Consider the following 18,037-nt stretch of genomic DNA (forward strand, 5'->3'; position numbering starts at 1 on the left):
TAGCCGAACCCTTTTTGCATCAATGTTTCGATTCCACCCAGCGCGACTCTCTCCATAATTTCTGCTGCTCTTCGTCCAGGAAAGTCCAGGCAACGATGCGGCTGATTTTGTTGCCTTGGCCCATTGGTATGGTTTCTATAGTTTTAGCGCCGGCTTTTTTTAAATTATAAAGCACACTTTTCAGGTTGGCTGCTTTAGAGATAAGTGTAGTGAACCAGAAACACGAGGTGGCAAACTGCCGGCTCTCTTTTACCACGTTCTCCACGAACCTGGCCTCGCCTCCTTCGCACCATAGTTCGGTATTCTGGCCGCCGAAATTCAGTGTTAGCTTGGCTGTTTTCTTTTGCTGCAGGTTCTTGAGTTTGCGCATCGTTCCGGCCTGTGCCTCCGCCAGCGAACTATGGAACGGCGGATTACAGATGGTCAGGTCGATGTGCTCGTTTTGTTTGATAATGCCCTTGAAGATATGCTTTGGATCTGGCTGCAGCCGTAGTTCTACGTTTCCTTTCATCGATGGATTGGAGCTTACTATACTCTGAGACGACTTAACAGAGACAGGATCTATATCAGCCCCAATAAAAGCCCAGCCATATTCTTTGTTCCCGATGACCGGGTAAATACAGCTGGCACCAACACCCACATCCAGACACTTTACTTTATTGCCTGTCGGTATTTTGCCTTGGTTTGATGCAGCCAACAGGTCGGCGGCATAGTGTATATAATCTGCGCGGCCGGGTATGGGCGGTGTGAGGTAATGCTGTGGAATATCCCAGTGTTTGATGCCGTAAAAGTGCGCTAACAAAGCTTTATTAAGTGTTTTCACAGCTTTTGGGTCGAAGAAATCCACAGAGGCATCGTTATACTCATTCAGCCTTACAAAAGGCTTTAGCTCCGGGCAACTGGCTATAAGCTGCATAAAATTATAGCGTCCGCGGTGCCTGCTGCGTGGGTGCAGCTCCGATTTCTCTTTGGGATGTTCTTTCTTTTTAGGAAGCATTATACTGCAGGTGGTGTACTTGTGATTACGGCGGTTTTAGAGAATCTATAGTTGCTGCTATAGTTTATGAGGGGATACTTCTAGTGGCTTTAATGTAAGTTTTAGTTAGCACTAGCTTATAGCTTGTGTCTATATTTTTGCACATTCTATACCTTTTGTGCGAGTAACAGTACGAACTACAAGCTGGCACAATCAAGGAAATGTATCATATCTTTTACTCAGTAAATAATCTTTTATTATTAAAATAATGTGACACCAAATTGCTTTGACAGCAAACTATCAAGTTGCTTAATGTCCGCTATCAGATCTTTGAAGTCCTGTGTTGATGCTAATTCAAGCTCGTTTTTCTGATGGAGCTTTTTTATCTCGGCCATCTTAAAGTAAAATGATTGGGATTGTAGCTTGAGCTGTAGTAGCGCTAACTTTTCTTCAATAGCGCTCTTTCTCTGTTTAGCCACATCAATTATTTCAATAGCCGAAGTATGATCCAGTTCCTTTCGTAGGACATATTCCAGAAGTTTGCAATTGTAGCTGGCACACTGTTTCGGTCTGTCTAAGTAAATAGAGCAACCATCACAATATTTTTCGCAGGGCTGAATAAAAATCCCATCACTACTTGCCTCCTCAATATCCATTAATTCTCTTATCGCAGGCAACTCTTCATGGCTAAGCTGTACAAAGCCAATCAGGGTGCCGTCGCAACACAACCCACAAGCCAAACAGATATTGGTTGAATCAATCATACTTACTGAATTTAAGCACTCCTTTCATGTGCTGTTTGAAGGTAGCTTAAATTACAGCTAGCAATTGTATAAACGAGCCGCGACTACTTTTAGCCGCCATTACTTTCACGAGATTGAAGCTCGTACTAATATTTCTTGATTTTTAGAGTACGAACTACAAACTCGCGCTAGCGGGTACAGCTATTTTCTTTGTAACTCATCAAGAGTTATTCCACTTTTGTCTTTCCAGCTTGTCCAACCGTTGGTTGCCCTTCCTAATACGACACCACCAGCCGTACTTGGAGAATTGAAAATATAATCTTCCATAAATCTATACTTGCCATTAACGTTCATAACGATCTGCTCTTCTATCAGCTTTTTTCTCAGGTTTACCAAATAATCATGGCAAGAAGCAGTAGTGTTTGGCTTTAACCCTGATCCTTTAAAAACGACAAAACCATCGTCAATTAAATCTCCTTCCGCATAAAGATTGTCACCTTTAAGCATTAGAAGTTCTTTTTTAGTGATGGATTCTTTATTTATTTTATCAAACACAGGGAAGCCTAATGTAGAGAGCAAAATCTTAATTGTATCGAAGCTGTCTAATAAATCAGCCTCCATAGATTCAGTTACAAAAGGTTTGCTTGGAACTACCGTATTTTCTGCATCGAAGCGGTTCGCTTCTTTGGCTTCTGCCACAGCAACATGTTCCAAGTATTTAGCATGAGACTTAGTGAAAGCATTAATTTTAGAAACCATCACAACTGCATAGTTCCAAAATTCCTTTAACCTGTTGTGCTGCTTAATCCGATCCAGACAGTCTTCAGCTTCACCTATATAAACCATAGGTTTTGCTTTATCAGCACTTTCTCCGAATAGAAAATATACGCCAACATTTTTCAACTCGTCTCTACTAGCTATATACTCTAACTTATTTCTTGGAACCAGAACAGCCTTTACGACTCTGTTAGTTATTTCGGCAATTTTTACGCTACGTGGAGATCCATCAGGTAGAAAGATTTGAATCGTTTGTGGTCTGTTCATAGTCAAAGCTGTTACTGTATGAGCATAAATATAGCAAAACCTACATAAACCTGTTTGAAACAAAAAAAGCAGCCCCAAACGGAGCTGCTTTTCCTTTATCTGTTAAAGTATAAGCCTACTTCTTCAAGCTGCCGATCATGTCTTCTGGCTTCACCCACTCGTCGTACTGCTCGTTGGTAAGCAATTCGAGAGCGATAGCAGCTTGACGAAGCGTTGTACCTTCCTTATGTGCCTTCTTCGCGATCTTGGCGGCATTGTCATAGCCGATGTGCGGGTTCAGGGCTGTTACCAGCATCAAGGAGTTCTCGAGGTTCTCTTTAATGCGAGCCGTGTTTGGCTCTATACCTACGGCGCAGTGCTTGTCGAACGAGTCGCAGGCATCACCGATCAGTTGGGCGCTCATGAGCAGGTTATAGATCATCACCGGCTTGAACACGTTCAGTTCGAAGTGGCCGTTCATGCCACCAACTGAAATGGCTACGTCGTTACCAATCACCTGCGCGCATACCATGGTCATGGCCTCCGCCTGTGTCGGGTTAACCTTGCCCGGCATGATAGAAGAACCCGGCTCGTTTTCAGGTATAAGAATTTCGGCTATACCTGAGCGCGGACCAGAGGCCAGCAAACGAATGTCGTTGGCGATCTTCATCAGCGATACGGCCAGCTGCTTTAGGGCGCCAGATGTTTCCACCATGGCATCGTGTGCAGCAAGCGCCTCGAATTTGTTAGGCGCCGTACGGAAGTCGTGACCAGCGTATTTAGAAATCTTTTCAGCTACCAGTTCAGCGTAACCAGCCGGTGTGTTTAGGCCAGTACCAACGGCTGAGCCGCCCAGTGCGAGGTCCTTCAGGTGGTCCAGCGTGTTGTTTAAGGCTTTCATGCCATACTCCAGCTGCTTCACGTAGCCAGACAGCTCCTGACCCAGTGTAAGCGGCGTGGCGTCCATCAGGTGCGTGCGACCGATCTTCACCACATCCATAAACTCCTCCGACTTAGCCTTCAGGGTGTCATGCAGTTTCTTCACCATAGGCAGCGTGTGCTCTACCACCTTCTTGTAAGCGGCAATGTGCATGGCTGTCGGGAAGGTATCGTTAGACGACTGCGACTTGTTCACGTCATCGTTCGGGTGGATCTTCTTTTTCTCATCCATTAAGTCGCCGCCTAGCACCACATGCGCACGGTTGGCCACCACTTCGTTCACGTTCATGTTCGACTGCGTGCCTGAGCCTGTCTGCCATACCACCAGCGGGAACTGGTCGTTCAGTTTGCCTTCCAAGATCTCGTCGCATACCTGCGAAATAACATCGGCTTTGTCCTGTGCGAGCACACCCAGCTCAGCATTGGCCTGCGCAGCTGATTTCTTCAGAATAGCGAAGGCTTCAATTACCTCCTGCGGCATCTGCTGACCACCGATGGTGAAGTTTTCTCTTGAACGCTGCGTCTGAGCGCCCCAGTATTTGTCGGCAGGCACCTCGATAGGGCCCATCGTGTCTTTCTCTACGCGAACTTGCATATCGTTTATACTTAGGTTTAAAGAATCAATTTAACTGTGGCAAAACTACGAAAAATATTCATTTACGGCCGTTCCGTAGGTATAATCAAATAGTAGTGGAAGCCCTCCCCCCTATCGGATCACCCGCTTGCCGGAGCGGTCTGCCATAAGGGCGATCATGTCCAGCGAAACAGGCTTAAGAAAAGCCGTGTTTAAAGCTGTCTGGTCATCGAAACGAATTAAGTACTCCCCTTCCTTACCTAAATAATGGATGCTCTCAATTGATGCATGGGGGTATGAACGCTCCTGATTGAGCAGATTCGTAATCTTGACCTCGTTTTCATCTACCTTGATATGCCAGCGCATGGCAAACCAGAGTACCACGATCGACAACCCCATCATAATACCGAACAAGATGCTGTAAGCGCGAGTGGAGCGAGCGCCTTCCTGCTGTTGGAGGTACTGTTTGTAAAGCTCAAAATCTTGGTTGAGCAGGGTGCGCTGCGACATCCGGAGCGGCAAAAGAGCCATGGTAAGACCTAGCAAAAGCCCCGGCGCAAAGAAAGCGCGGAAATTGGGCGTCATGACAAACAGGTGCTCCTGCGATAGGTGCATGATGCTGGAGAGCATGGCCAGTGCGCCGGCAAAGAAGACGGAGAGCACAGAGGCGAAGAAGTAATAAGCAAGCGTGAGCTGCCATTCTTTTTTCTGCAGGTACTTGGACTCCTCGGGGTCCAGCTGCTGCAAATCATGCGCAGGCGACATTTTGCGCAGGGCGTAGCGCACCACCGGCAATAAAATGGCCACTGCAACAAAGCTAATCAACAGGCTCTTCAGGATATCTATCATGCGGTAAGGGGTAAGTGGTGTAAAATTAATACGCTATTCCCAATTTTGTATTAATAAATGTAAAAGCATCTGGCGTAGGTCTCTGAAGGCATGGAGCCGGCAAGCCTCCCCAGTACCGAAGCTGTCCCATATTATGGTTCTGAAATATTGGAATTGATGCAAAGTTTTAGTTATTTTTGAAGAACTAATCATTGAACTAAGTACTTCTACCGGCCGTTGTCATGCTCAGGGCCGGTGTTTTTTTGTAGAAGGCCGTTCATTTCATTTATGAAACTTTCCAAGTTGGTGTCGTTTGTTCGGGAGTATCTGATTGCGATAGCGTCTTTTCTGCTGATCTTTTTGCTGACGCTTTTCATTTATTCAGAGACCAGAAAGAAGGCGCTCGAGCGAAACGAAAAACTGTTTGAGCTAAAGGCCGCACAAGCTACGCAGGCGCTTGACTTGCGCATGCGCGACTACATGCAGATACTGGTGGGGGCGAAAGCACTGTTCGTTGCCTCCGACACGGTCAGTCGTGAAGACTGGGCGCAGTACTATGCCACTCTCAATCTGGAAGAGAATTACCCGGGCATTCAAGGTGTGGGTTATACCCATTTTATACATCCAAACCGACTTGACGCGCACATCCGCCGCATCCGTAAAGAAGGCTTCCGTGACTATTCCGTGCGTCCCGAGGGGGATCGGAGTATGTACACAGCCATTGTGTACATAGAGCCTTTTGATGATCGCAACAAGCGGGCCTTCGGCTACGACATGTTTAGCGACACGATCAGACGCTCTGCTATGCAGATGGCTCGCGATACGCGCAAGCCTGCCATGTCCGGCAAGGTGCGATTGGTGCAGGAAACCGGCGTGGATGAGCAGTCGGGTTTCTTGGTTTATCTGCCTATCTACGAAGACAATGCGGAGCCTGAGTCCATCAAGGAGCGACAGCGCCTCATCAAAGGCTTCGTGTACAGCCCCTTCCGAGCCAAAGACCTGATGGAGGCTACGCTGGGCAGCAACTACGCCGACCTTGACATAGAAGTGTACGACGGCACCAGTCTCGAGCCGAACTCCATACTTTTCAGTACCGACACTACCCTGCACTACCATGCAGACAAAAAACGAAAGCTCGATCTAATGAGCACGCTGAGCATCGGCAACCATACATGGCGTATCTATTGCTCAGCTAAGCCGTCATTTCAGCAGTCGGCTGATACGCAGCTACCATTCTTCATCCTGTTGGGAGGTACCATTATCAGTTTGCTGATGTTCTTTATCATCTGGTCGCTTATCAATACGCGCCGCTCCAATAGCCTGAAGCAGACTATTACAGACAATGCAACGGCGGCGCTTTTTATGATGGACGCCAAGGGCTACTGTACTTTTATGAATCCCGCTGCGGAAGAGATGACGGGCTATACCTTAGAGGAGATAATCCAAAGGCCGCTCCACAACATGATCCACCATACCCGCCCGGATGGTAGCCCATACCCGTTGGAGGAATGTCCGCTTGACAAGGCGCTGCCGACTAATAATAACATGCGCGCGCACGAGGATGTGTTTATTCGCAAAAACGGCGAGTTCTTCAGCGTGACAGTGGCAGCCCACCCGATCATTGAAAACGGCGTCCCGACTGCTACGATTATCGAAGTGCGCGACATCACCGAGGAGAAGCGCGCCCAGCAGGCGATCATAGAAAGTGAGGCGCGCTTCCGCACCATGGCCGACAATGCACCGGTAATGATCAGCATTCTCGACATCTGGAAGCAAAGCGTGTACGTGAACAAGCAGTGGCTTGACTTCTCGGGCCGTACTTTCGAGGATAGCATTAACTTTGGATGGCAGCAACTCATCCATCCGCAGGATTTGGCCGGTTTCGAGGAGCTCTATACCAATGCACTGGCAACAGAGAGCGGATTCCGGGCCGAGGTGCGCATGCGCCGCTACGATAAGCAGTACCGCTGGATGGTGGCTACCTGCACGCCGCGCTTCGGTGCCAATGGCGGTTTCCTTGGTCACATCAGCTCTACTATTGACATCACCGACATTAAAGAGGCAGACCGCAAAGTAAAACAGAACGCGGAGCTCCTGCAGAAACTCTTTGTTGAGGTGCCGGCTTTGGTGGGACTTGTGCGTGCTTCGGATCAGCAGTATCTATTGGCCAACCCATTGTATCGCAAACTGTTTGGCAATAGACTACTGGTAGGTAAAAACCTGCGCGAAGCGCATGCCGAGTTGCTCCACCAAGGTATTTTCGAGGAAATAGACAAAGTGTTTGAGACCGGCACGCCTTACGTGGGCAAGGAAGTGCCGCTCATAATCGATCGTCACAACAATGGCACCCTGACGGAAAGCTTCTTTAACATAGCGGTACAGCCGCTCCTCGATAGTAAAGGCAAGCCTGAGGCGGTGCTCATCTTTGCGGTGGAAGTGACCGAACTGGTGCAGGCCCGTACCAAACTGGTGTCGACCAACGAAGAGCTGAGTTACAAGAATGTGGAACTGCAGCGCACCAACAACGACCTCGACAACTTCGTGTACACGGCTTCGCATGACCTGAAGTCCCCGATCGCCAACATGGAGGGGCTCACGAACCTGCTGCGCGATATACTGCCGGGCAAGTTAGACGATGAAGACCAACAGGTGTTGGACATGCTGGCCGACGCCATCGACAAACTCAAGCAAACTGTAGCCGACCTCGCCGAGATAACCAAAGTGCAGAAGGAGCTGCATGCCAAGGTGGAGCCACTGGTCTTTGAGCAGGTGCTGCAGGACGTGATGGATGACATCGACGGGCTGATCAAAGAAACGGACGCGACAGTTCAGGCAGATTTCAAAGTGAAAGAACTGCTCTACGCTCGCAAAAACCTGCGCAGCATCGTCTACAATCTGGTGTCCAATGCCATTAAGTACCGGGACCCTCAGCGTGATCCGGAAGTGCGCATCAACACCTTCGCAGAAGGCGACTTCGTGGTGCTGCAGGTACAGGATAATGGTCTGGGTATCAAAAAAGGGCAGCAGCACAAGCTGTTTAACATGTTCAAGCGCCTGCACAACCACGTGGAAGGTACCGGTATCGGACTTTACATTGTGAAGCGCATCATCGAGAACAACGGTGGGCGTATAGAAGTGGAGAGTGAGCTGGGCGAAGGCACCACTTTCAGGGTTTATTTCCGACAGGAGCCGGTGCAGATAATGGCATAACAACCTGCGTAAAAAACAAGGTCTTTGTTCGTTAGAAGCAGAAGCGTTTTTTAATTCAATTATTGTTTTCAAAGCCTGCTTGCAATCAATGCGGGCTACATATAAAGCTGAATGGCTAAGATCAAAACCTCTTATTTCTGCCAGAATTGCGGGGCGCAATCCGCCAAGTGGATCGGCAAATGCCCTGCCTGCGGGGAGTGGAACACCTATGTGGAGGAAGTAGTGCAGCGCGAAGAGCTCACGCCCACCAGCGTGTGGAAAGTAGGCAACACCAGCAGTTCGGCACAGGTGGCGAACAAGCCAAAACCAATCGCTGATATCAGTTACCAGGAGCAGCAGCGCATCCAGACAATCGATCAGGAGTTGAACCGAGTGCTGGGCGGCGGCATTGTGCCGGGTTCTATGGTACTCATCGGTGGCGAACCGGGTATAGGCAAATCCACGCTTATGCTGCAAATCGCACTGAGCCTATCCGGCCTCCGGGTATTGTACGTGAGCGGTGAGGAGAGTGAGCATCAGATCAAAATGCGGGCCGAGCGCCTCAATGCCCAAACCTCCGACTGCTTTATCCTGACCGAGACCGGCACACAGAACATCTTCAAGCAAATAGAGCAGTTGCGACCGCAGGTGCTCATTATCGACTCCATTCAAACGCTGCACTCCTCTTTTATAGAGGCGGGGGCAGGCAGTGTAAGTCAGGTGCGGGAGTGTACCGCTGAGCTGCTCAAATTTGCCAAGGAGAGCGGTACGCCGGTTTTCCTGATCGGCCACATCACCAAAGAAGGCAACTTGGCCGGTCCTAAGATATTGGAGCACATGGTCGACACGGTCCTGACCTTCGAGGGCGACCGCCACATGACCTACCGCATCTTGCGCACCTCCAAAAACCGCTTTGGCTCCACTTCAGAGTTGGGAATATACGAGATGTTGGGTACTGGTTTGCGAGAGGTAAGCAATCCTTCGGAGATCCTGATTTCGCAGCGCGAAGACGCTTTCAGTGGCATTGCCATTGGGGCCACTTTGGAAGGCAACCGCCCCTTGCTGATTGAGGTGCAGAGCCTTGTGACACCGGCCACTTATGGTACGCCACAGCGCACTAGCACCGGTTTCGACGGTAAGCGATTGAATATGCTCTTGGCTGTGCTAGAGAAGCGTGGCGGGTATAGACTGGGCACACAGGACGTGTTCCTCAACATAGCCGGTGGTCTGAAAGTGGAGGACCCGGCGCTTGACTTGGCCGTTTGCGCCTCTATCCTTTCCTCTTTCGAGGACATTGCCATACCTAGCACCTCTTGCTTTGCCGCAGAAGTGGGCCTTGGTGGCGAAGTAAGGGCAGTCAATCGCATCGAGAATCGTATTACCGAAGCCGAGAAACTGGGTTTCCGGGATATTTACATTTCGAAGTACAATAAAAAGGGGGTGGACCTGAGCAAGTTTTCCATCAATGTGCATGCCTTCGGCCGATTGGAGGAAGTATTTGCCGCTCTCTTTGGGTAAAATTGTGCTTTAAGCAGGAACTTGTTCTATCTTTCGTATAAAATCAGACAAAGGCTGGGAAGTCGGAATTATAATCTATAAAATTAGTGTTCAGAGCATTATCTGCCCTCAATATAGCTTTTAGCGATATTGCGTGTAGCAGAGTTTAATTGGACCATAAAACGATAGTTATAGAATACATCTACCGGCCTTACCTATGAAACGAATGCTGTTACCCTTGCTGGCGATTTTGCTGGCAATCCCCTCTCTCTTTGCCCAAGGGAAAGTAACCCTGACAGGCAAAGTGCAAAAAGGCCATGAAAGCGATATTTTCATCGCAACTCTACCATCTTTGCTTTACCCCGAAGAGTTACGCACTATTGCCAAGCTGCAGAAAGGACAGTTTACCTTAGATATTCCAGTTGATAAACCCGTCACCGTGGAGCTGGTGTATGGCAATGAGTCGGTGCCGCTATACCTCGAGCCCGGCTTTGACTTGACAGTCTCTTTTACGGCAGGCAAAATGCTGAAGACGCTCAACTATAAGGGTAACGGAGCGAATGAGAATAATTACTTTGCTTTGCATACCCAGCGTTTTGACGAAGAGGAAGACTATCAGACCCTTCCCGATAATGTGAAACTGTCAGAAAAAGAGTTTCTTCAGTTTCTAGAATACCGCAAAGAAGACCAACTGGCCGTCTTTGAAAAGAAAGTGGCCTCCAAACCAGTGAGTGATTACTTTAAAGAACTCATATTGGCTGAGATCGAATACAGCTACGCCAACGATCGGCTTACCTTCTTCGATATGCGGGAGCGCATGATGCTGCCTGCCCGACTGACACCATCGGCTGCTTATTTCAGTTTTCTGGACCAGCTCGATCTGCAGCAAGTGGCTAGCTTAGAGAGTATGACGTTTCCGGCTTTTTTACGCAATTACATTATACACCTGACGCGTGAAGTACAGCTCAATCCCACAGACAAGCATTATTATAAGTACGCCTACGATCTGGTGAGTCAGCGCTTGCGGGGACCGTCACGCGGTATGGCACAAGCGCATGTGATCAGACAATCACTGCAGCAGGGCAATGTGCTGCACGTACCGGCTATGCTGCAGCACTATGAGAAAAATACCGGAAATCTGCTCGTGCATGCTGCGCTGCTACGGCAGTATGAGAGCCACCCCGGTTTAGGGATAGGCAGTCCAGCCCCAGCATTTACGCTGCGCAGTATCAACGGCGACACGGTAGCGCTGAGCGACTTTAAAGGAAAAATCGTATACCTGAGCTTTTGGCGCACCGACTGTGGCCTCTGCATGGTAGAGCAACCCCATGCGCAGGAACTAGGCCGTAAGCTGCAGCCCTATGATGTGGTAATGGTGAACATCGGCGTAGACGACAATGAGCAGACGTGGCGAAGTGTGGTGCAGTCAAGAGGCTTGGGCGGCGTGCAGCTATACCTGCAGGGACAGGGACATGAAATCGCCCGTAAATACGGACTAAAGGATGTGCCTGCCTATTTTCTGATAGACGAGGCGGGTACCATCCTGAGCACCAAACCCCGTAGGCCAATAGATCGTGAAGCCGAGAAAGAGATACTGCAGCATGTATTGAGCAACAGAGCCTCGCGCAAGTAAGCATTTTATACGCTATACTTTACAGAGCCGCCCGTCGTGATAGCATGATGGGCGGCTTCGTTTTTTAGTGCCCATTCCCTTCTTTCTGACAGCATCAATAACCGTGCATTTGATTAGCTCGTAATTAAAGCCTAACCCCCTACAAGAGCGGGGGCATCAAGAGGAATTGATTATTTGAGATATCCTATTCATTTAACCGCTAGAAAAATATGGCATTAATCAACAAAGGGGACATTGAGAAACTGCTCAACGTTCAGAACAACACGAAAGACGCACTTTGCATCTCTATCTACATACCTACGCACCGAGCTGGTCACGAAACCTTAAACGGACAGGACAACATACTTTTTAAGAACAAACTAAAAGAGGCGCGCGCCCTATTGGCAAGGCACGATGTTCCTGATTCTGAAATTGACGCTTACATGAAGCCTGCAGAAGAGCTCCTGAACGATAATGGATTCTGGCGTCACCAGTCGGAGGGCTTGGCCGTGTTCATCACCAAAGGCTTCTCTGCGCACTATACGCTGCCCACCACGATGCCAGATGTGGTATACGTGCTCGACCAGTTCTATTTCACACCGATATTGCCAATCCTGAGCCAGAACGGCCGTTTCTTCATCCTGTCGCTGTACCGCGAGCGCATTGGCTTCTACGAGGCCACGATCGACCGTATCCGTCAGATAGATGTGAGCGACTTCGCTCCTGAGAGCATGAATGAGGCGCTAAAGTTTACCATCAAGGGCCACGATCAGGATTTCCATAACTCTACCACGACCGTGAACGGCTCAAACATTGTGCATGGGGCGGGCGCCACCAAAGGCGATGATGAGCATGACGAGGTGATCGAATTTATTCATGAGATCGACAATAGCCTGCAGAAGATCCTACACAACGCAACAGAGCCTCTTGTGCTGGCGGGTGTAGACCACTACTGCTCGCTCTACCGTAAGTTCAGCAAGTATAAAAACATAGTGGCGCAAAACATTAACCTGAACGAGACAGCAGCAGGTATGAGTCCGCAGACAATACACGAGAAGGCGCTGGACGTGATGAAGCCACTAATGCAGCAAAGCCACTCTGACTCACTGAGCCGCTACGAGAATGTGGCAGGCACTGGCGTAACGTCTGAGGACATTGCCACCGTTGCCGCTGAGGCTGTGCATGGACGTGTAGACACATTGTTTATTGCTCCAAGCAGCCCCGTATGGGGACGCTATGACGCGAAGAGCGCTGTGGCCGAAGTGCACAAAGATTACCAGCGCGGCGATGATGACCTGATTAATCTGGCAGCTATCAAAACACTGGCGCAAGGCGGGAAGGTATACGTGAGCAGCTACAATGGTCTGGCTGAAGTCGGTGAAGAAGGCGGCAGTGTAAAGGCGCTATTCCGCTACTAGTCATGTGATAATTTTGGCCGTTAGCGCCATAAAGTTTAATTTAGTGGGGCAGCCTTTGTGGGCTGCCCTTTCTTTTGCATACCCATACATGAAGCTGCACCTAGCCGACAAGCTCAATTTCCTGTCTAAACTAACGCCACTGCGTATGCTCAATGCGCTGCAGGTAGCGGGCAGCTATTGGTATGCACGCATGTCGCGCAAGGCAGTGCACTGGGGTGACCCGCTCAGCATTTCGTTTGAGCCGACCACTTCCTGCAACCTGCGTTGTCCGGAGTGCCCAAGTGGACTCCGCTCTTTTACAAGACCTACCGGTATGCTGCAAAATGATCTTTTCAAAGAGACCATTGACCAGTTGCACAAGCGATTGCTATACCTGATCTTTTACTTTCAGGGAGAGCCATACCTGCACAAGAGTTTTCTGGAACTGGTGAAGTACGCCTCGGACAGGGGCATCTATACCGCCACCTCAACCAACGCCCACTTCCTCGACAGCGAAACGGCCCGCAAAACCGTGGAGTCAGGGCTGGACCGTTTGATCGTATCGATTGACGGCACCACGCAGGAAACCTACGCGGCCTACCGTGTGGGTGGCAAACTCGACAAGGTGTTGGAAGGCACGCGGCAGGTCGTGAAATGGAAAAAAGAACTGAAGTCGCACACACCGCATATCATGTTTCAGTTTCTAGTGGTGCGACCCAATGAGCATCAGATAGAAGAGGTGCAGGCGCTGGCCGACGAACTGGGTGTAGACGAAGTCGTATTCAAGACGGCGCAAATCTACGACTACGAGCAGGGTTCTCCGCTTATACCTACCATCGACTACTATGCAAGGTATAGAAACAACGGCGACGGCAGTTACTCCATCAAAAACAAGCTGCTCAACCAGTGCTGGAAGATGTGGCACTCCTGTGTCATTACATGGGACGGCTTGGTGGTGCCCTGTTGCTTCGATAAGGATGCCGAGTACCGTATGGGCGACGTAAAGGCCCAAAGCTTTAGAGAGGTATGGCGAAGTGCGGGGTATAACCAATTTCGCAAATCGCTGTTACAGTCACGGGAAGAGATAGAAATGTGTCGTAACTGCACCGAAGGTACGCGGGTATGGGCGTAAGGCTGCGCCAAATTAAAAATTAAAAATTAGAAATGATGCGAAGATAGACCTACCCATTTTTTGAAAAGAAATCTGTTTACGAAAGTTAAATTAGCGCGTGGGTAGCGTGTAAAAAAAAATCTGAAACGACACCGAATATTATATGAACGATATTAACAAAGCACTGTCACTTTTATTGAGCAAACTGGAGGACTGGGGGGAGCATTTGATCCTGATGCTGCCAAATCTATTTGTGGCGCTCGTTCTTCTGATCATTACCTTCTATGTAGCCCGTGTCATACGCGACGGCCTCGACAAAGTAATAGTTCGCTTCTCACACAGTCCAGCGCTTAACAACCTGATCTCGACGCTGCTATACCTTGCTTTGTTGATGATCGGCTTTTTCTTTGTACTCAGCGTGCTTCAGCTCGACAAGGTGGTGGTGTCTTTGCTGGCTGGTGTTGGTATCATCGGTTTGGCATTGGGTTTCGCTTTTCAGGACATCGCGGCCAATTTTATTTCGGGCATTATCATCGCGGTGCAAAAGCCCTTCGGAGTGGGCGATATGATCGAGACCAACGATTATTTCGGTGTGATTGAGCGGGTAACCCTGCGCACGATCGACATACGCAAACCGACAGGTGAACTGGTGAAACTGCCCAACAAAATGGTGTTTGAGAACCCTGTTACCAATTTTTCGAGCAACGGGATCAGACGCCTCGATGTGGAGGTAGGAGTATCTTATGGAGAAGATCTGGAAAAGGTGCAGCAGGTTGTGATAGATGCCCTGCAGGAAGTGAAAAATCGCGTTAAGACGCGGGATATAGAGGTAATGTATGATGCTTTCGGTGACAGCTCTATCAACTTCAAGGCGCGTTTCTGGATTACCTATTCCCGACAGATAGACTTTGTGTCGGCCAAGAGCGATGCCATTATTAAGATCAAAAAGGCTTTTGATGCGAACGATATCATGATTCCGTTCCCGATCCGTACGCTGGACTTTGGAATAAAGGGAGGGGAAAAGCTAAATGAGCACCTCGAGAGTCTGCAGGCCCAAATACAGAACGGCCGTAAGGTGTCAGACAATTAGGTGTAGCTTATGCAGGTATAAAACAAAAAGGGCCGATCAGTCGGCCCTTTTTGTTTTATTTATCTTTTTTATCAAGGTTCTTGCCAAGGTCTTCCAACTGTTTCAGGAAGTCATCTACTTTCTCATCGGCATAAGGGCCGTAGGAGTTGGAGATGGTGCCTCTCAGGCCAGTGCTGGTTTCCACAGCATAGAGTATCGACATATCGTCTGGGTTGCTTTCACCTTCGAAGCGGTAAAAGTCCACGATACGCACTTGGTCTGGTCCGAATGTGTGCTTGTCCTCCATGGTGCAAAGCTTGCCCTCACCCGATACTTTAAAGTCATAGGTATAGCCGTCTTTGCGCAGGCGGTTCAGCACATTCACCAAGGATCTTTCTTCTACTTTATCTTGCATAGCGTATAGTTTTAAGGGATGTTCTAGTTTAGTATAGAACTATACGCAAAATCGGCTTTGAGATACGAAAAAGGGACTGGAATAATTAGGAGGGGTCAGGTATGGCGGGCGCAAAATAATGTTGCTTGGGCCTTTAGAGCAGGCCAATAGGTATAGCGGCACCCGAAGATTAAGAATTTATACCTTAATTATATCTGACATAACAAGGGGACAGCTTATCAAATACAGCCTACGCTCCCTTCTTCTCGAGTTCTTTCTGGATTTTGCTGAAGTCGATGGCCGAGCAACTGCCGCAGCCTTTGGCGCAGCCCGCGTTCTTGTTGGGCATAAAACTGCGGTAAAGCACCCAACCCATGTAGGCCACCGCGACCGCGAAAATCAGGAAAATGATAATTTGCTGTACCATACGCTCTATCAACTACACAAATTTACAAAAAGTTTAGAGGCTACTTTGATTTTATTGTTGGAGGCGAAAAGGGGGTATTTAGGGTTTTGGCGAGACTCCTTTTGAGTGGCATAGCAGCGCTATGGCGCGATAAAGAGATGAAGCCAAGTTCCGAAAAATGCCCTTTGCAGCCCAATGAATAAATTTAAAATAGCCTCTTAGGGAAGCGGCTCTTTCCAGTGCTCGGCTATGGTGTCGAACATTTCTTGATGGATGTTGCCGTTGCTGGCCACGATCTCCCGCCCAAAGATATAGTCCCCGTCTTCCATGAACTTGGAAACACGGCCACCCGCCTCCTGCACGATAATGGCACCGCCTGCCACATCCCAAGCATTCAGGTTGAACTCGAAGAAGCCCTCAAAACGTCCCGCTGCCACATACGCCAGATCCAAGGCTGCTGATCCGAGTCGGCGCACGCCATGCGACTTGGCCATAAAGCTACCCAACACCTGCAGGTACTGCTGCGTGAGCCCAAATTCATAATAAGGGAAACCTGTGGCGATAAGCGAGTCTTTCAGCCCTTCGGCAGGCGACACCTTGATGGGGTTGTCGTTCAGGAAAGCCCCGCCGCCTTTGGTAGCATAGAAGCATTCGTCTTTGTTGATTTCGTACACGATGCCCAACACCACCTCGTCATCGTCGAGTAAGGCCACGCTTACTGAGAAAAGCGGCAAACCGTGTGTGAAGTTGGTGGTGCCATCCAGCGGGTCGATAATCCAGTTGAAGCGCTCGCCGCGGGTATTGTCGGTTTCCTCTTCGGTGATGAAGCCAGCCTCTGGCAGGAGCGTGCGCAGTGCATCCACCAGCTGTTGCTCTGCCTCCTTGTCCACGTAAGACACCAAATTGTTGAAGCCCTTCATCTCGACCCTGCTCTTGTCGAAGTTCTCGGCTTCGTGCTTGATGAAGGCTCCCACTCGTCTGACGATTACATTGGCATTCTGGCAAAGTTGCTGCAGGTTCATATACGCTCTTTTATTTTGGGATTGGTGCTACTTGCAGGGTTGACTTCCTTGGAAGCCCAAACCATATACGCGGCACGGAGGCCCAAGGCTAACACGATAGGGAAAACGGCGGTATGTAGTTGTTGTGGCCAAACGAGCCAAAGCAGCAGGGTAAGGCCTGCCAGCACAGCTGTTACCAGCATGTACTTCGGAAGCCAGTTAGGTGCCACGCGTCTGGCCAGAAAGGCCGCTGCTACCACATGGGTTGGTAGAGCCCACAGTAGGTTATAGTTATTGGCAGCCGCCTGATGGTCTGTGGCAAACCACAGCAGAAAGAGCAGTACTCCTAGCAGACCTGTTACAAGGAACAGGAATACATCGAAGGTGCGGCTGCGGGTTTTGCGCTTAAAATCAAAAAACGTGATGATTAGCACCACACCGAAAAACAGCCACCACACCAGCACGGGGTTAAAGAGGCTTCCTGCGCTGGGCGCTGGCGGCGTGTTCTGGAAGATCACTTGCGGTGCTCCCACCAGCGGCACACGTTGTCCGCCTTGTGTAATGGTAGCGCTGGCAAAGCCCTCGGACAGGTAGTCGGGCAAGAACATGTATTCATAAGCCTCCGCTTTCTGGTCAATCGGCGCTCCCAAGGCAAGGTCTATTCCGAAATCGGACCAAGGCTGCGGCGGCAGGTATAGATCGATGATGTTGCGGAAGCTCATGTCTTGGTCAATGTGATCGATATCAAAGGCGACCTGCTTCGGGAAAGTGGCCTCAATGCCGTCCCGGATGCGGGTAGCGCAATTGTCGAAAAAGAAATCGTAGAGGTAGAAGCGGTTCTCAGGAAGGTAGTTGTGCGTCAGGAACTGCCAATACTGCTGCTTTTGGTCCTCCGTCAGGTTAAGCTGTTGCTCGTAGATGGAGCGGTTGTCCATGGTATAGCTGTAGGCGAAATCCTGAAAATAGGCAATGGAGAGCTTGTAGTTGAGCTTGCCCCGGATAAACTTGAGATAAAAACCCGGCTCGTTGAAGTCGAAGGTGCCGTAGTTGAACACGATGTCCATACCGGAGACAGGGTCATTCACGCGCACGGCACTGTGGCCAAAGATGGCATACAACTCATCACCGGGAGAGCAGGTGATCAAACTGATCTTCGCCGTCGGTGACAGCCGTATGTCCTCAAACTGCGCCTGCGCCTGCAAAGTGACAAACAGCAGTGTAATAATCAGTGAAAGCTTTTTAAGGTATAGCTTCATATTTTCTTTATTCGTGTCGTGA

At 49.3% G+C, this 18,037-nt stretch carries 15 protein-coding genes; 6 read left to right on the top strand and 9 right to left on the bottom strand.

What is annotated here, in order from left to right; all coding sequences use genetic code 11:
• Window positions 1-19: 19 nt before the first annotated feature.
• From rlmF to Q1A04_RS12770, 5 genes are all read right to left on the bottom strand, one after another.
• Window positions 20-997, bottom strand: coding sequence for a 23S rRNA (adenine(1618)-N(6))-methyltransferase RlmF (rlmF, locus tag Q1A04_RS12750; protein WP_299706364.1), 978 nt, complete (start codon window positions 995-997; stop codon window positions 20-22).
• 239 nt (window positions 998-1,236) lie between these two features.
• Entirely contained in the window at window positions 1,237-1,740 is a 504-nt protein-coding gene (locus Q1A04_RS12755) for a hypothetical protein (RefSeq protein ID WP_299706367.1), read from the bottom strand.
• Window positions 1,741-1,920: 180 nt separating this feature from the next.
• Window positions 1,921-2,763: a GIY-YIG nuclease family protein gene (locus Q1A04_RS12760; RefSeq protein ID WP_299706371.1), complete on the bottom strand. Its 843-nt coding sequence runs from the start codon at window positions 2,761-2,763 to the stop codon at window positions 1,921-1,923.
• A gap of 115 nt (window positions 2,764-2,878) precedes the next feature.
• Entirely contained in the window at window positions 2,879-4,276 is a 1,398-nt protein-coding gene (fumC, locus tag Q1A04_RS12765; protein WP_299706374.1) for a class II fumarate hydratase, read from the bottom strand.
• Window positions 4,277-4,387: 111 nt separating this feature from the next.
• Window positions 4,388-5,104 (bottom strand): hypothetical protein, encoded by a 717-nt coding sequence (locus Q1A04_RS12770; protein WP_299706377.1) that lies wholly within the window; start codon window positions 5,102-5,104, stop codon window positions 4,388-4,390.
• Window positions 5,105-5,371: 267 nt separating this feature from the next.
• Here Q1A04_RS12770 and Q1A04_RS12775 point away from each other — a divergent pair, with 267 nt between their 5' ends.
• From Q1A04_RS12775 to Q1A04_RS12800, 6 genes are all read left to right on the top strand, one after another.
• Window positions 5,372-8,293: a CHASE domain-containing protein gene (locus Q1A04_RS12775; protein ID WP_299706380.1), complete on the top strand. Its 2,922-nt coding sequence runs from the start codon at window positions 5,372-5,374 to the stop codon at window positions 8,291-8,293.
• A gap of 111 nt (window positions 8,294-8,404) precedes the next feature.
• Window positions 8,405-9,790, top strand: a complete 1,386-nt coding sequence (gene radA, locus Q1A04_RS12780) for a DNA repair protein RadA (RefSeq protein WP_299706383.1) — start codon at window positions 8,405-8,407, stop codon at window positions 9,788-9,790.
• 196 nt (window positions 9,791-9,986) lie between these two features.
• Window positions 9,987-11,402, top strand: coding sequence for a TlpA disulfide reductase family protein (locus Q1A04_RS12785; RefSeq protein WP_299706385.1), 1,416 nt, complete (start codon window positions 9,987-9,989; stop codon window positions 11,400-11,402).
• Between the two features lie 209 nt (window positions 11,403-11,611).
• Window positions 11,612-12,799: a hypothetical protein gene (locus Q1A04_RS12790; RefSeq protein ID WP_299706388.1), complete on the top strand. Its 1,188-nt coding sequence runs from the start codon at window positions 11,612-11,614 to the stop codon at window positions 12,797-12,799.
• An 88-nt stretch (window positions 12,800-12,887) separates the two neighbouring features.
• On the top strand, window positions 12,888-13,910 hold the full coding sequence (locus Q1A04_RS12795; RefSeq protein WP_299706391.1) for an SPASM domain-containing protein: 1,023 nt from the start codon (window positions 12,888-12,890) through the stop codon (window positions 13,908-13,910).
• Between the two features lie 142 nt (window positions 13,911-14,052).
• Window positions 14,053-14,979, top strand: a complete 927-nt coding sequence (locus tag Q1A04_RS12800) for a mechanosensitive ion channel family protein (protein WP_299706394.1) — start codon at window positions 14,053-14,055, stop codon at window positions 14,977-14,979.
• 55 nt (window positions 14,980-15,034) lie between these two features.
• On the opposite strand, the gene Q1A04_RS12805 is transcribed toward Q1A04_RS12800, so the two are convergent.
• From Q1A04_RS12805 to Q1A04_RS12820, 4 genes are all read right to left on the bottom strand, one after another.
• Window positions 15,035-15,373: a hypothetical protein gene (locus Q1A04_RS12805; RefSeq protein WP_299706397.1), complete on the bottom strand. Its 339-nt coding sequence runs from the start codon at window positions 15,371-15,373 to the stop codon at window positions 15,035-15,037.
• Window positions 15,374-15,602: 229 nt separating this feature from the next.
• Window positions 15,603-15,779, bottom strand: a complete 177-nt coding sequence (locus Q1A04_RS12810; RefSeq protein WP_299706400.1) for a FeoB-associated Cys-rich membrane protein — start codon at window positions 15,777-15,779, stop codon at window positions 15,603-15,605.
• 197 nt (window positions 15,780-15,976) lie between these two features.
• Entirely contained in the window at window positions 15,977-16,780 is an 804-nt protein-coding gene (locus Q1A04_RS12815) for an inositol monophosphatase family protein (RefSeq protein WP_299706403.1), read from the bottom strand.
• Complete coding sequence (locus Q1A04_RS12820; RefSeq protein ID WP_299706406.1) at window positions 16,777-18,015, bottom strand: DUF4105 domain-containing protein; 1,239 nt, start codon at window positions 18,013-18,015, stop codon at window positions 16,777-16,779. The genes Q1A04_RS12815 and Q1A04_RS12820 overlap by 4 nt, the downstream gene beginning before the upstream one ends.
• Window positions 18,016-18,037: the final 22 nt, after the last annotated feature.

Source organism: uncultured Pontibacter sp. (genome assembly GCF_947499215.1).
Classification (GTDB): Bacteria; Bacteroidota; Bacteroidia; order Cytophagales; family Hymenobacteraceae; genus Pontibacter.